The sequence below is a fragment of the Sphingomonas canaveralia genome (assembly GCF_047238125.1).
GTDB lineage: Bacteria > Pseudomonadota > Alphaproteobacteria > Sphingomonadales > Sphingomonadaceae > JBDFMH01.
This window is the reverse complement of the sequence record NZ_JBDFMH010000001.1, coordinates 935,069-948,816: the sequence shown is the minus strand read 5'-3', so window position 1 is coordinate 948,816 and position 13,748 is coordinate 935,069. Positions and strand designations below refer to the sequence as shown.

12 protein-coding genes are annotated in these 13,748 nt (G+C 65.1%); 5 read left to right on the top strand and 7 right to left on the bottom strand.

Annotated features, from left to right (window positions below; genetic code table 11):
* Window positions 1-7 precede the first annotated feature (7 nt).
* Genes metG through mazG form a run of 5 tightly spaced genes read left to right on the top strand, consistent with a single transcriptional unit; the run spans window position 8 to window position 4,518 of the window.
* Window positions 8-1,573 carry a methionine--tRNA ligase gene (metG, locus tag ABC347_RS04510; RefSeq protein ID WP_413244545.1) on the top strand — a complete coding sequence of 522 codons (1,566 nt, stop codon included), beginning with the start codon at window positions 8-10 and terminating at the stop codon, window positions 1,571-1,573.
* The gene (locus ABC347_RS04505; RefSeq protein ID WP_413244544.1) at window positions 1,563-2,339 is read left to right on the top strand and encodes a TatD family hydrolase; all 777 of its coding nucleotides are present in this window, start codon (window positions 1,563-1,565) and stop codon (window positions 2,337-2,339) included. Before metG ends, ABC347_RS04505 begins: the two co-directional genes overlap by 11 nt.
* Window positions 2,336-3,100 (top strand): MBL fold metallo-hydrolase, encoded by a 765-nt coding sequence (locus ABC347_RS04500; RefSeq protein ID WP_413244543.1) that lies wholly within the window; start codon window positions 2,336-2,338, stop codon window positions 3,098-3,100. Before ABC347_RS04505 ends, ABC347_RS04500 begins: the two co-directional genes overlap by 4 nt.
* The gene (locus ABC347_RS04495) at window positions 3,097-3,690 is read left to right on the top strand and encodes a retropepsin-like aspartic protease family protein (protein ID WP_413244542.1); all 594 of its coding nucleotides are present in this window, start codon (window positions 3,097-3,099) and stop codon (window positions 3,688-3,690) included. The genes ABC347_RS04500 and ABC347_RS04495 overlap by 4 nt, the downstream gene beginning before the upstream one ends.
* A 54-nt stretch (window positions 3,691-3,744) precedes the next feature.
* Window positions 3,745-4,518: a nucleoside triphosphate pyrophosphohydrolase gene (mazG, locus tag ABC347_RS04490; RefSeq protein ID WP_413244541.1), complete on the top strand. Its 774-nt coding sequence runs from the start codon at window positions 3,745-3,747 to the stop codon at window positions 4,516-4,518.
* A gap of 10 nt (window positions 4,519-4,528) precedes the next feature.
* On the opposite strand, the gene hflX is transcribed toward mazG, so the two are convergent.
* From hflX to dusB, 7 genes are all read right to left on the bottom strand, one after another.
* Complete coding sequence (gene hflX, locus ABC347_RS04485) at window positions 4,529-5,848, bottom strand: GTPase HflX (protein ID WP_413244540.1); 1,320 nt, start codon at window positions 5,846-5,848, stop codon at window positions 4,529-4,531.
* Window positions 5,845-6,330, bottom strand: coding sequence for an RNA chaperone Hfq (hfq, locus tag ABC347_RS04480; RefSeq protein WP_413244539.1), 486 nt, complete (start codon window positions 6,328-6,330; stop codon window positions 5,845-5,847). The genes hflX and hfq overlap by 4 nt, the downstream gene beginning before the upstream one ends.
* Window positions 6,331-6,470: 140 nt before the next feature.
* On the bottom strand, window positions 6,471-7,856 hold the full coding sequence (ntrX, locus tag ABC347_RS04475) for a nitrogen assimilation response regulator NtrX (RefSeq protein WP_413244538.1): 1,386 nt from the start codon (window positions 7,854-7,856) through the stop codon (window positions 6,471-6,473).
* Between the two features lie 2 nt (window positions 7,857-7,858).
* Window positions 7,859-10,087: a sensor histidine kinase gene (locus ABC347_RS04470; RefSeq protein ID WP_413244537.1), complete on the bottom strand. Its 2,229-nt coding sequence runs from the start codon at window positions 10,085-10,087 to the stop codon at window positions 7,859-7,861.
* A 67-nt stretch (window positions 10,088-10,154) separates the two neighbouring features.
* Window positions 10,155-11,597 carry a nitrogen regulation protein NR(I) gene (gene ntrC, locus ABC347_RS04465; protein WP_413244536.1) on the bottom strand — a complete coding sequence of 481 codons (1,443 nt, stop codon included), beginning with the start codon at window positions 11,595-11,597 and terminating at the stop codon, window positions 10,155-10,157.
* Window positions 11,594-12,691 carry a two-component system sensor histidine kinase NtrB gene (locus ABC347_RS04460; protein ID WP_413244535.1) on the bottom strand — a complete coding sequence of 366 codons (1,098 nt, stop codon included), beginning with the start codon at window positions 12,689-12,691 and terminating at the stop codon, window positions 11,594-11,596. The genes ntrC and ABC347_RS04460 overlap by 4 nt, the downstream gene beginning before the upstream one ends.
* Entirely contained in the window at window positions 12,667-13,668 is a 1,002-nt protein-coding gene (gene dusB, locus ABC347_RS04455) for a tRNA dihydrouridine synthase DusB (protein WP_413244534.1), read from the bottom strand. The genes ABC347_RS04460 and dusB overlap by 25 nt, the downstream gene beginning before the upstream one ends.
* Between the last annotated feature and the right edge of the window lie 80 nt (window positions 13,669-13,748).

Below are 13,748 nucleotides of genomic sequence, written 5' to 3'. Positions count from 1 at the left end.
GGCTGCCTTGCCCGAACCCTATTATATCACGACCGCGATCAGCTATCCCAATGGCCGGCCGCATATCGGCCATGCCTATGAGGCGATCGCGACCGATGCGATTGCGCGCTTCCAGCGGCTGGCAGGCCGCGACGTTCGATTCCTGACCGGAACCGATGAGCATGGGCTGAAGATGGCCCAAGCCGCACGCGCGCGCGATCTGGAGCCGCGTGCGCTTGCTGACGAAATGTCCGGCCATTTTAAGGCGATGGCTGACGCTCTCAACATCTCTTACGATCGCTTCATCCGGACTACGGACGCTGACCATCATATCGCCAGCCAGGCGCTGTGGCAGGCGATGGCGGATGCCGGCGACATCTATTCCGGTCGCTACGAAGGCTGGTATTCGGTCCGCGACGAAGCCTTTTACGACGAGAAGGAACTGATCGACGGTGAAGAGGGCAGGCTTTCGCCGCAGGGCACGCCGGTGGAATGGACGGTCGAGGAAAGCTGGTTCTTCCGGCTATCGGCCTTCCAGGATCGGCTGATCGCGCACTACGAGGCCAATCCGGATTTCATTCGGCCGGAAGGCCGGCGCAACGAGGTGATGGCCTTCGTTCGCGGCGGGCTTTCGGATCTTTCGATCTCACGCACCAGCTTCGATTGGGGCGTCAAGGTCCCGGGCAGCGACGGTCATGTCATGTATGTCTGGGTCGATGCACTCACCAATTATCTGACCGGTGCCGGCTATCCGGCCGATCCGGCGGCAACCGACCGATGGTGGCCGGCCGACCTGCACGTGATCGGAAAGGATATCGTACGATTCCATGCAGTTTACTGGCCGGCTTTCCTGATGTCGGCGAAGCTGGCGCTGCCGCGATCGGTGTTTGGCCACGGTTTCCTGTTGAGCCGGGGCGAGAAGATGTCGAAGTCGGTCGGCAACGTCATCGATCCGGTCGCTCTTGCTGAAACCTATGGCGTCGATGCGCTGCGCTACTTCCTGTTGCGCGAAGTCAGCTTCGGGCAGGATGGCAGCTATAGCGACGAGGCGATCGTCACTCGGGCCAATGCCGATCTTGCCAACAGCTTCGGCAATCTGGCGCAACGCGTCCTCTCGATGATCGCGAAAAATCTTGGCGGCGTGCTTCCCTCCTCCGATTTAAGCGACCCGGCGGATATCGCATTGCGGACGCTCGTGCATGACGCTTGTGCGGTCGATTTCCCGCGCGAATTCGGCGCTCTGGCTCTCGAAAAAGGTATCGAAGCCTGGATGCGGGCGGTGTTCGCCTGCAATCAATATGTCGATGCGCAGGCACCTTGGGCACTGCGCAAGACCGATCCCGATCGGATGGCCACCGTACTGGCAACGTTGTTCGCCTGCATCCGCGACCTTGCCATCGCCATATCGCCTGTAGTCCCAGCATCCGCAATCAAGCTGTTGGACGCGATGGGAATTCCCGTTGACGAGCGTGACCTGACGGCGCTCGCGGACCCGGACTGGTATAGTCGCCTGGCCGCGTCCGGCTTTGTGCTCGCGCCGCCCGTCCCTATCTTCCCGAGGCTGGAGCTGAACGAGACACGCGATGCTGGCTGATAGCCACTGCCATCTGAACTATAAGGGGCTTGTCGAGGATCAGGCCGCGGTGCTTGCGCGCGCTCGCGGCACCGGCGTCACCCACATGCTGAACATCTCGACGCGCGAGCGTGAATGGGGCGAGATCATCGCCACTGCCGAGCGCGAGCCCGATGTCTGGGCGTCGGTGGGCATCCATCCGCATGAGGCCGATGCGCATCCCGAAATCGATACCGCCCGCCTGGTCGCGGCGGCGACGCACCCGCGCGTGGTCGGGATCGGCGAGACCGGGCTCGACTATTATTATGATCATAGCGATCGTGATCGCCAGCGCGCCAGCTTTCGCAGCCATATCGCGGCTGCGCGCGAAACCGGCCTGCCCCTGATCGTCCATACCCGCGATGCGGAGGCGGACACTGCCGCGATATTGAGTGAGGAGATGGGGAAGGGGGCTTTCACCGGCGTCATCCACTGTTTCACCGCGAGCGCGGAGTTCGCTGCGATCGCACTCGATCTTGGCCTCTACATTTCGATCTCCGGCATCGTGACGTTCAAGAATGCCAAGGATTTGCAGGCGATCGCGCAGACGCTGCCCGGCGACAGGCTGCTGGTCGAAACCGACGCGCCGTTTCTGGCGCCGGTGCCGCACCGCGGGAAGACCGGGGAGCCGGCGTTCGTAGCCGACACCGCGCGCTTCCTGGCGACACTACGTGGAGTCGAAGCCGAAGAACTGATGGCGAGCACTGCGGACAACTTCCTGACCTTGTTCAACAAGGTCGCCGCGTGAGGCTGACGCTGCTGGGCTGCGGTACGTCATCCGGCGTGCCGCGCATCGGCAATGATTGGGGCGATTGCGATCCCGCGGACCCCCGCAACCGCCGCCGCCGCGCATCGGTCCTGGTGCGCAGCGCGACGACGACGATCCTCGTCGACACCACGCCCGACATGCGCGAACAGTTGCTGGATGCTGGGATCGCCGCAATCGACGCGGTGATCTGGACGCACGATCACGCCGATCACTGCCATGGGATCGACGATCTAAGGCAGCTCTTCCACGCCCGCGGCCGGCCGGTCCAGGCCTATGCGCGCGCCGAGACGCTGACATCGCTGCGTTCGCGCTTCGGCTATGCGTTCGACGGGCATGACGGCTATCCGCCGACAGTTACCGCCGACCCGCTTCCGGATCGCATCATGATCGGTGACATCGTCGTACACGCCGTTGACCAGCCCCATGGGGCCATCACTTCGGCCGGGTTGCGGTTCGAGCATGCGGGCAGGGCAGTCGGCTATTCGACGGATTTCAATGCGATGACGGTGCCCATGGTCAAGACGTTCGAGGCTCTTGACCTTTGGGTGGTCGATGCTCTCCGCCACCGCCCGCATCCCACGCACCCGCATCTTGCCGCGACGCTCGGCTGGATCGCGGATCTGGCGCCGCGCCGTGCCGTGCTGACGCATATGGACCAGTCGATGGACTATCGGAGCGTCTCGGCGACGCTGCCGCCGGGCGTTGAGCCGGGCTATGACGGCCTGGAGATCGCGCTGTGACGGGCGATGATCTCGCGCAAGGCCTGATCCTGTCCAGCTTCCTGCTCGTCATGCTGAGTTCGCTGGTCGCGCGCCGACTTGCCTTCGGCAAGGTCATCCAGATGGCGCTGGGCTGGCTCGCGATCTTCACGGCTGCGATCGCGATCTACGCCTATCGCGAGGAAGCACGCGCGGTCGGCAATCGGATGCTCGCAGCGCTGGATCCGGAAGCGGGTGAGAAAGCCGGCAGCACCTTGCGGATCCCGATGGGCCCGGACGGGCATTTCTGGATTCGCGCGACAGTTAACGGTGAACAGGTGCGCTTCCTGATCGATAGCGGCGCGACGACGACGGCGCTGTCGAGTGAAACCGTCCGCACGGCGAACGTTGCCCGCCGCAGCAAGCTGCCGGTCATGCTGGACACCGCGAACGGCTCGGTGCGTGCCGACCGTGTGACGATCGACCGTTTGGTCGTTGGCGAAATCGAACGAAGGGATTTCGCGGCTGTCAGCGCGGAGGCGTTTGGAAATATCAACGTGCTCGGAATGAACTTCCTGTCCAGCCTCGGAAGATGGGGCGTCGAGGGCCGCACCCTCATCCTCGAGCCATGAGGACGTTTTACATAATGCGTATTATCAGACTACGAGTGTGAGGTGCCGGACCTTATGAGCGATCCCCTTGTTCCCGAGCGTCCAATCGACCGCCTCGTCGCCGTCATGGCCCAATTGCGTGATCCAATCGCTGGTTGCCCGTGGGATGTCGCACAGACCTTCGCTTCGATCGCACCTTACACGATCGAAGAAGCCTATGAGGTCGCCGACGCTTGCGCGCGCGGTGATATGGACGATCTGCGTGACGAGCTTGGCGACCTGGCGCTGCAGGTCGTCTTCCATTCCCGCATGGCTGAAGAAGCCGGCGCGTTCGCGCTGGATGACGTGCTGACGTCGATCTGCGACAAGATGGTTCGCCGCCATCCGCATGTGTTCGGTGATGCCGAGCGCGCGACCGGTCACGCCCAATGGGAGAGCATCAAGGCCGTCGAGCGCGTGGGGCGATCGCCCGATGGAAGTGCACTGGCAGGCGTCGCGATCGCCCTGCCCGCGCTGATGCGCGCGGAAAAGCTGCAGAAGCGTGCGGCGCGAACTGGCTTTGACTGGCCCGATCCTGCCGGCGCGCGCGCAAAACTGATCGAGGAGATCGAAGAAGTCGACACCGCAACTGACGACGAAGCGCGGATCGACGAGATCGGCGACCTTCTGTTCGCCGCAGTCAATTGGGCACGCAAGCTCGGCATCGATCCCGAAGCTGCGTTACGCAGTGCCAATGCGAAGTTCGAGCGCCGCTTCAGACAGATGGAGGCGCTGTCCGAGGGTTTTGCCGCGCTCTCGCTCGCCGACAAGGAAGCTCTATGGCACGAGGTAAAGGCCAGCGAGGTCTAAGCCGTCAGTCTCAATCGCGGGCGTGAAACCGCGCCCAGTCCTTGTCCGACAGGCGGACATCGACGGTCATCGCCTGATCGTCAGCAACTTCGGCAAGCACTTCGCCGTGTGCGTGCAACCAGGCGAGAGCACCACCGTCCGCAATCGGAACCGTCAATCGATGGAGACGCGCATCCGCCGTCAGCCGCTGGCCAACGAACGTGCGAAGCGCATCGATGCCTTCGCCCGAAAGCGCTGACACGAGAATGACGTCATCGCGCCGCGCCGCTTCCCCCTGCACACGCTCGGCTTCTTCCGGTGCCAGCAGGTCCAGCTTGTTCCAGACCTCGAGGATCGGCACCGGGACGTCATCGATCGCATCCGGATCGGCCCGCGGCCCCAAGCCAATCTCACCGAGGACGATCTCGACATCGGTGGCCTGTGCGTCGCTGTCGGGATGGCTGATGTCGCGGACATGCAGGATGATGTCGGCGGCGGTCACTTCCTCCAGCGTCGCACGGAATGCGGCGACCAACTGGGTTGGCAGGTCCGACACGAAACCGACCGTGTCGGACAGGATTGCCTTGTCGAGCCCCGGCAGGCTGATCTGCCGCATGGTCGGGTCGAGCGTGGCGAACAGCAGATCTTCCGCCATCACCGTTGCGCCGGTCATGCGATTGAAAAGCGTAGACTTTCCAGCGTTTGTGTAACCCACCAAGGCAATCACTGGCCATGGTGCGCGCTGGCGGCGTGCGCGGTGAAGCCCGCGTGTCTTGGCGACCTGCTCCAGCTCGCGGCGCAGCTTCGCCATGCGATCGCGGATCATGCGGCGATCCGCCTCGATCTGCGTTTCGCCCGGTCCGCCGAGGAAGCCGAAGCCGCCGCGCTGCCGCTCTAGATGGGTCCAGCTGCGTACCAGGCGGCCCTGCTGGTAATCGAGATGGGCGAGCTCGACCTGCAGCCGGCCCTCGGCAGTTGCAGCGCGTTCGCCGAAAATCTCGAGGATCAGGCCAGTGCGGTCGATCACCTTGGTATCGAACGCCTTTTCGAGGTTGCGCTGTTGGATCGGCGAAAGCGCGCCGTCGACGATGACCAGTTCGGCTTCCGCTATGCGGGCGGCAGTCGCTATACTTTCGACCTGCCCGGCGCCGAACAGGGTCGCCGCCTTGGGGTCGCGCAGGCGCACGGCGATGCGATCGACCACATCGATTCCAATCGCCTCTGCCAGGCCCGCCGCTTCGTCCAGGCGGGCTTCGGTGCTCCGCCGCACGCTACCTTGCTCGGGCAACGCCACGATCGCCCGCGCGCCACGCGCGAAGCCGTCATCCTCGGCCCGGTTGAAAACGCTCAATCGCTACCCTCTTCCTCTTCCCCGGTGCCGAGGTTCAGCGGACTGGCCGGCTGCACTGTGGAGATGGCATGTTTGTAGACCAGCTGGCTCAGCCCATCCCGGCGCAGCAGCAGGCAGAACAGGTCGAACGCCGCGATCTCGCCCTGCAGCATCACGCCGTTGACCAGGAACATCGTGACCGGTTCGCGCGCCTTGCGTGCCGCGGTCAGGAAAATCTCCTGGAGCAGCGCCGACTTGCGTTCCTCGAACCCCTTCTCGACCTCGCTCAGGTCGACTGGATGCGCGGGCATGACAGTGGAGATCGCATGTTTGTAGATCAGCTGGCTCTGGCCGTCACGGCGCAGCAGCACCGAGAAATTGTCGAACCAGGTGATGATGCCCTGCAGCTTGACGCCCTTGACGAGGAACATCGTGACCGGGGTTTTCGAACGGCGCAGCGAGTTCAGGAAGATGTCCTGAAGGTTGTTGACCTTGTCCGCCATTTGGCTCGGACCTTTCACATTGGCGGGTCGTGGCCCGCGGAAGAGCGCCTTTCGCGGGCGTCTCGCCGTCCCGCCGGATGCGGGAACGGGCAAGAGATAGAGGCTGATGCAGGAAAGCGGAAGGCCCGTTCGCGCGCGGCCTATTCGCTGTCCTCGCGCGGATCGGCCAGACCGAGCGTCTTGAGCTTGCGGTGCAATGCCGACCGTTCCATGCCGATGAAGGTCGCCGTACGCGAAATGTTGCCGGAAAAGCGCCGAATCTGAACACGCAGATATTCGCGCTCGAACGTCTCGCGCGCTTCGCGCAGCGGTGTGCCCATGATCGAACGGGCCGCTTCCCCCGGTGCGAGCCGGGCCTGTTCGGACATAACTTCCGGCGGCAGCATGTCGGCTTCGATCGTGTGCAGCCGGTCGCCTGGCGCCAGGATGATCGTGCGCTCGACGACGTTGCGCAACTGGCGGACATTGCCCGGCCAGTCATAGGATTGCAGTGCCGCGATCGCCTCCTCCGAGATGCGCGGGGTGGCGACGCGGCGCTCGGCGGCATAGCGCGCAACGAAATGCTCGACTAGCGCGGGAATATCCTCGCGACGTTCGGTCAACGCCGGAAGATTGACCGGTACGACGTTGAGACGATAATATAAATCCTCGCGGAACCGGCCTGCGGCAATCTCGTCCTGGAGGCTGCGCGCCGTGGCGGAGACGACCCGGACATCGACCTTGACCACTCGCGTACCGCCGACGCGGGTGAAGCTCTGATCCGTCAGCACGCGCAGGATCTTGGCCTGCGCCGTCAACGGCATGTCGGCGATCTCGTCAAGAAACAGCGTGCCCCCATGGGCTTGTTCGAGCAGGCCCGGCCGGGCGACGACGCCCCCCTCCTCCACCCCGAACAATTCCTCCTCGACGCGTTCCGGGGTCATTCGCGCCGCCGATACGACCACGAACGGCGCCTGCTCTCGGTTCGACCAGAGATGAAGCAGCCGCGCCGCGACTTCCTTGCCGACCCCGGCCGGGCCGGTGACGAGTACGCGGCTGCCCGTGCCCGCGACCCGCTTCAGCGTCGCCCGCACCGCATTTATCCCACCGGAGGAGCCAGTCAGCTCTTCCTCCTGCCCGATCTGCGCTTTCAAAGAGGCATTCTCGCGCCGCAGCCGATCGGTTTCGGTTGCGCGCGCGACCAGCAGCAGCAGCCGCTCGGCTTCAAACGGTTTCTCGATGAAGTCCGCCGCGCCGCGCCGTACGGCGGAGACCGCAGTGTCGATGTTGCCATGGCCCGAGATCACGATCACCGGCAGCGAGGGATCGCGCGACTTGATCTCGTCCAGCAGGTCGAGCCCGTCGAGCCGCGACCCCTGCAGCCAGACATCGAGCAGGACCAGCGAGGGGCGCCGTTCCGATAGCGCGGCAAGCGCGCCGTCGGCATCGGAAGCGCTGCGCGCCGAATAGCCCTCGTCCTCAAGCACACCGGCGACGAGCTCGCGAATGTCCTGCTCATCGTCCACGATCAAAACATCGAGCGCCATTGTCATGCACTTTCGAGCAGGAGGGAGTCAGGTTCGTCGCCACTGGCAAGCGGCGACAGGATCGTGCGGTCGAGAACGATACGGACGATGCTGCCGCCGCCTTCGCGGTCGGTGAAGCTCATCGTGCCGAAATGTTCCTCGACGATCTTCTTTACGATCGCCAGCCCGAGCCCGGTGCCGCGCACACGCGTGGTGACATAGGGCTCGGTCAGGCGATCGCGGTCGGGAGGCAAACCGATGCCGTCATCGGCCACTTCGATGATCAGTCGTTCACTCTCATCGTGCAGGCACAGAATGATCTGGCCGACGGGATCGGGCTTCGCCTCGATCGCTTCGACCGCGTTCTTGACTATGTTGAGCAGAGCCTGGCCCAGCTGCCTGCGATCGCACACGATTGCGGCAACCCCGTCACCGGAGTCGAGCTCGAACCGGATCGCAGGGTGCGCCACTTCGTGCAGCGTGATCGCCTGGCGCGCGATATCGATCGGCGATTCCGATCGGAACACGGGCTTGGGCATCCGTGCGAATGATGAGAACTCATCGACCATCCGACGCAGATCGCCGACCTGGCGAACGATCGTCTGGGTCAGCCGCTCGAAAACGGCCGGGTCGGATGTCACCTCCTTGGCATAACGGCGCTGCAGTCGTTCGGCCGCCAGCTGGATCGGTGTCAGTGGATTCTTGATTTCATGGGCGATCCGGCGTGCGACATCTGCCCAGGCGGCGCGGCGCTGATCCAGCAGTTGCTGGGTGATATCGTCGAACGTCAGCACCAGCTGATCTTCAGCACGGACGAGCCGAACCGCCAGCGTGCGCGGGTCCCCCCCGGTCGCCAGCTGGACGATCCCTTCCCGATCACCGGCAACTGCAAATTCTTCCAACTCCGGCGCGATCTCGCCGAGCGGCCGACCGACCAACCCGCCTCCGCCTGCACGCAGCAGTGCGGCGGCCGAGCTGTTGGCAATCCTCACCCGTCGTTCGCGATCCACCGAAAGCACGCCGGCGCTGACCCCTGACAGCACCGCCTCGATCAGCGCGCGACGGCTGTCGATCTGGCTGTTGGCGGAAACGAGCGCGCCGGTCTGCTCCTCAAGCCGCCGGGTCATGCGGTTGAACGCCAATCCCAGCGTGCCGACCTCGTCCTGGCTGCGCGGCGCCGGCACCCGCGCGGCAAGATCGCCGCCGGCCACCGCGCGCGCTGCAGCGACGAGCTCGCGCACCGGGCGTACCAGTCGATCCGCCAGCGCGAGCGCGATCCAGATCGCTGCGGCCACGATCAGCAGCGACACCAACAGCAGCGCCGCGTTGAACCGCAGCTGCACTGTGCGCGCCCGCTGCTGGAGCGCGCGATAGTCGGTCAGCGCCGATGAGGCGCGCGCCGCCTGCTTCAGCACCGCCGGATCAACGAGCCGCGATACATAGAGATAGGTGCGGCTTGCCGGATCGAGCAGGATCACAGCTTCCACCCGATCTCCCGCCTCCGTCACCACGCGGGGGCTGCCGCTGGCCAGGATCGGCACCGCAGCCGCGGGCAGCCGCTTGTCGAGCGGGCGCGCATCGAGATTGGCGCCGCCGATCAGCCGGACGCCGCCATCGTCCCCGACGGACAGGATCGCGGCCTCGCTCAGCACGCGCGCGGCAACCTGAAACGCGAAACTCTCGCTGAAGCGTGGATCGTCGAGCGTGACTTCGGCCAGCGCATTGCGGATATCGCCGGCCATCGGCACGATCTCGCCCGTGATCCGCTCCTTATTCTCGTCGACATAAGCCTGGGCGACGCGATCGGCATTCTCCAGCACCGTGCGGGCACGATCGGAGAACCAGAACTCGACGCCATATTGGAACAGCAGCGATGCGAAGATCACGACCAGCAAGGTCGGCACCGATGCGATGACCGAGAAGATCGCGACCAGCCGGACATGAAGCTGTCCACCGCCGCCAATCTCCGACAGTTGCGCCCGCCGGCGCGCGACACGGCGCGCAAGCAGGACAAGCAGTGCGATCACCGGCACCAGGTTGGCGACCAGCAACAATGCGATCAGCGGCGGGGTCAGCAGCCGGCCGGGAGAGGCGCCGCTCGTCACGACGAAGTAGGTCGCGACCCCGATCGCAATCGCGGAGACGACGGTGCCGAACTCGATCAGCGGCATCAGCCGGCGCTGCCGAAGCAGCACGAGCCGCCGCAGCCAGCGCGGGCCGCGGTCGGCGCGTCGGGCAGTATCGAGCGTCATCGTTGCGAGCTTACCACAGGGTGGCGCACTGACCACAGTCATTCGCGTGATCGGTGCGGCGTGCGGATCAGCCGTTTCGCCGCACGCCGGCAGGCTCGATCCCGCGGTCGGACAGCTTCTTGCGCAGCGTGTTACGGTTGATTCCGAGCAGCCGCGCTGCCCGCAGCTGGTTGCCGCGCGCCGCCGCCAGCGCGAGCGTCAGCAGTGGGCGCTCGACTTCGGCCAGCACGCGGTCAAACAGGCCATCGGGTGGAAGATCGCTGCCGAAGGTGGCGAAATAGCGTGCGAGATGAGCCTCGACCGCATCCCCCAGGCCACCGGCCGAGATCATCGCGGTCGGCGGCTCGCCCACCCCCTGCCCACTCAGATGCGCCTCGACCGCTTGCTCGGTCACCACCTCCTCACGTGCGAGCGCGGCTAGACGGCGCATCAGATTCTCAAGTTCGCGGACATTACCCGGCCAGCCATGCCGCATCAGCCGTTCGATCGCGTGGCCGTCCAGCGTCTTGCGCGGCAGTCCTTCGGCTGCCGCACGGTCGAGGAAATGGCGGGCGAGCTCGGCGATATCCTCGGGCCGCTGGCGCAGTGCCGGCAGCCGGATCGGAACGACGTTGAGCCGGTAGTAGAGGTCCTCGCGAAACCCGTTGTCGGCGATCAGGCGAGGCAGATCCTTATGGGTAGCGGCAATGATCCGTACGTCCGCGCGGATCGCGCGATTGCCGCCGACAGTCGTGAATTCGCCCGATTGGAGAACGCGGAGCAGCCGGGTCTGCGCCTCAAAGGGCATGTCGCCGATCTCGTCGAGGAACAGCGTCCCGCCCTGCGCCTGTTCGAACCGACCCGCGGTTCGCGCCGCCGCGCCGGTGAAGGCGCCACGCTCGTGGCCGAACAATTCGCTTTCGATCAGCTCGCGCGGGATCGCCGCCATGTTGATCGCCACGAACGGGCGCGCCCCCCGCGGACCGAGATCGTGAATCGCGCGGGCGACCAGCTCCTTGCCGGTTCCGCTCTCGCCCAGCACCAGCACGGTCAGATCGTTCGCGACCACCCGTGCGATGATCCGGTAGACGTCCTGCATCGCGGCCGAACGACCGATCAGCGGCAGATCCTCAGTGGCATCGGCAAGCGCTCCCGGCACCGCGCGCCGAGCGCGCAGCGCATCCTGTACCGCGCGGAGAAGTTCCTGCAGATCGAATGGCTTGGGCAGATATTCGAAGGCGCCCTGTTCAGTCGCGCGCACCGCGGTCGCGAGCGTATTTTGCGCAGAGAGCACGATGACCGGCATCGCCGGTCGCGCCGCGATCAGGGCGGGGACTTCATCGAGGCCGTTGCCGTCCGGGAGGATGACATCGGTAACAAGGACATGGGGGTCGAAGCCAGCGACTGCCTTGGTGAGTTCAGCGACCGAGCCGGCCGTTTCCACCAGATGCCCCGCGCGCCGCAACGCTTCGCGAACGACGGTGCGGATCGCTGCGTCGTCGTCGACAACGAGGATGCGCCCCGCGCTCATCCCGGCATCCGCGGCAGGAGCAGCCGGAACACGGTGCGCGCCGGATCGCCTTCACGCGCATATTCGACCATCGCGCCCTGATCGGCCACGAGCTTGTCGACAAGCGCCAACCCGAGGCCCGATCCGGTCCGCTTGGTTGTGACGAACGGGTCGAACAGATGATCGCCCAGCTCCGGCGGTGCGCCAGGGCCTTCGTCGATCACGCAGACCTCGATCGGCAAGGCGCGTCGCCCGTCGCCGCCTTCGGTCAATCGCGAGACGCCATGGCGATAAGCCGTTGATAGACGGATCACGCCCGTCCCACCCATTGCCTCTGCCGCATTCTTCATCAGGTTTATAAGGATCTGGATCAGGGCGTCACGATGACCCAGCACCGAGGGCAGCGACGGATCATAGAGCTCCTTGATCTCGCAACCGCGCGCAAATCCTTGCAGCGCCACTTCGCGAGCATGGGCCAGGATCGCGTGGATATTCTGCGGCGTGATCTCGAGCGGGCGAGTATCGGTGAAGCCTTCCATCCGGTCGATCAGTGCCGCGATCCGATCCACTTCGTCACGGATCAGCGCGGTCAAGTCACGACTACCGGGATCGCTTCCTTCCACCAGCTGCGCCGCCCCGCGAATTGCCGACAGCGGGTTCTTGATCTCATGCGCCAGCATCGCGGCTGCGCCGACTGCGGTCAGCTTGCCGCCCTCGCGGTCCGCCCGGCGATGAGCGATGTGCGATGGCGCCCGACTGTGGATCGTCACCACCCGCCATCCCGGCCGGTCCGGCAATGGCGCCGCCATGACGTCCGCCTGCAGTCGCCGCCGCCCCGGCAGATCGATCGCCTCGTCATAGGCCGCGAACGGCGCGTCAGCGGCGAGGCTCTCCATATCGTGCCCGATCAGCTCGGCGATCTGCCGGCCGACAAGCGCGGCGCGCGATTGATTGAGCAACAGTTCGGCCGCGGCATTGGCGTCGGCGACCTGGTTCTGCGCGTTCAGCACCAGCATCGGCGTGGGCAGCGCCGCCGCGACCTCGTCACTGCCTGGTGCGTCGGTCGCGGCGGCACGCCGCCCGAACCGGATCAGGCCGCCGCCTGGGAGAGCCACGGCGCGTAGAAATCGTCGAGCATCGCCAAGACGCGGCGCGGATCGGGCTCCTGATTGACGCGGTTGCGGAAATCCGCCGATCCGTTCAGCCCCTTGGTGTACCAGCCGATATGCTTGCGCGCCATGTTGACACCGGTCTCGTTACCGTAATGGCCGAGCATCGCATGATAATGCGCTATGATCGCGTGATATTGTTCCTCGATCAATGGATCGGGTCGCCGCTCGCCAGTTTCGAGCCAGCGCATCACCTGCCCCAGCAGCCACGGCCGGCCATAGGCGCCCCGGCCGATCATCACGCCATCGGCACCAGACTGAGCCAATGCCGCATCGGCATCCTCGATCGAGCAGATGTCGCCATTGACGATCACCGGCACCGAAACCGCATCCTTCACGCGACGTACGAACGCCCAGTCGGCGCTGCCCTTGTACATCTGGTTGCGGGTCCGGCCGTGAACGGTGATCATCTGTGCGCCCAGATCCTCGGCGATACGAGCGAGTTCAGGCGCATTCAGGCTATCGTGGCACCAGCCCATCCGCATCTTCAGCGTGACGGGCACGGAAACCGCCTTGACGGTCGCATCGATGATCGCGGCCGCCAGCTTCAGATCGCGCATCAGCGCGGACCCGGCATCGCCGTTGACGATCTTCTTCACCGGGCAGCCCATGTTGATGTCGATGATCGCGGCACCACGATCCTGGTTCAGCTTCGCCGCCTCGGCCATCTCGCTCGGCGCGCACCCCGCCAGCTGCATCGACACCGGTTCCTCGACCGGATCCCAGGCCGCCTTCTGCAGCGACTGGCGCGTTTCGCGGATCATCGCCTGGCTGGCGATCATCTCGGTCACGTTCAGCCCGGATCCGTAGCGGCGCACGAGCGTGCGAAACGGCCGATCGGTCACACCAGTCATCGGCGCCAGGATGACGGGCGTCTGAATCCGTACGGGACCGATCTGAATGGGGGCGAGCCGCGGAGTCACGTTATCGATCTGCCTAAGAATTGGGCAGTCGCCCTAGCTGGAAAGCGGTTGGCGGGCAAGGCTGCGCCGGGCTAGGGCGT

Excerpts from the sequence above, each read along its gene's own strand:
- ABC347_RS04505 (WP_413244544.1), top strand. The coding sequence starts at position 1,563 with ATGCTGGCTGATAGCCACTGCCATCTGAACTATAAGGGGCTTGTCGAG.
- ntrX (WP_413244538.1), bottom strand. The coding sequence starts at position 7,856 with ATGGCGCTCGATGTTTTGATCGTGGACGATGAGCAGGACATTCGCGAG.
- hfq (WP_413244539.1), bottom strand. The coding sequence starts at position 6,330 with ATGGCGGACAAGGTCAACAACCTTCAGGACATCTTCCTGAACTCGCTG.
- ntrC (WP_413244536.1), bottom strand. The coding sequence starts at position 11,597 with ATGAGCGCGGGGCGCATCCTCGTTGTCGACGACGACGCAGCGATCCGC.
- ABC347_RS04470 (WP_413244537.1), bottom strand. The coding sequence starts at position 10,087 with ATGACGCTCGATACTGCCCGACGCGCCGACCGCGGCCCGCGCTGGCTG.
- mazG (WP_413244541.1), top strand. The coding sequence starts at position 3,745 with ATGAGCGATCCCCTTGTTCCCGAGCGTCCAATCGACCGCCTCGTCGCC.